Origin of the sequence: Mesorhizobium sp. M1403, assembly GCF_040317695.1 — a bacterium.
In the GTDB taxonomy this organism is placed as follows: Bacteria; Pseudomonadota; Alphaproteobacteria; order Rhizobiales; family Rhizobiaceae; genus Mesorhizobium.
Genome location: NZ_JAMYKY010000105.1, coordinates 1 through 567, shown reverse-complemented (window position 1 = coordinate 567; position 567 = coordinate 1). Strand labels below are relative to the sequence as shown.

General features: G+C 65.6%; 1 protein-coding gene. It reads left to right on the top strand.

Going from position 1 to position 567, the window contains the following annotated elements; all coding sequences use genetic code 11:
• A partial coding sequence (locus NKH01_RS35235) for an ISAs1 family transposase (protein WP_353024756.1) occupies window positions 1-567 on the top strand: 567 nt, incomplete at both ends.

Here is a 567-nt window from a genome sequence, read left to right as displayed (position 1 = left end):
TGAGCGAAGGAGCGACTGCCATTTCCTGCCTTGAGAGCTACTTTGGCGCGGTGCCTGATCCACGCGCGCCCAACGCCACGCACCGGCTTGGCGACCTGATCGTGATGATGATCGCAGCAAGCCTGTGCGGCGCCAGCAATGCGACGGAATTTGCCCTGTTCGCGCAGGAGCGCAAGCAGGCGCTGTCGCGGCTGATCGACTATGACGCAGCCCCCAGCCACGACACCTTCTCGCGGCTGCTGCGCCTGCTCGACCCGGAGGCCTTCGGTCGCGCCTTTGCTGCCTTTGCCGCAGCTTTCGCCCGAACCAGCCGAGAGACGCCCGAGGTGGTGTCGCTTGACGGCAAGGCTTTGCGGCGGGCCTATGAGAAGGGCTTGGCAGCCAGTCCGCCGTTGACGGTGTCGGCCTTCGCCGCCGAGACCCGGCTGTGCCTGGCGGCAGTCTCGCCGAGCGATGGTGAGAACGAAGTCGAGGCCGCGCTCAAGGTCGTCGAACTCATTGATCTTACGGGCAGATTGGTCACCGCCGATGCGCTCCACTGCCACACCCGCATGGCTGCGGCCATTA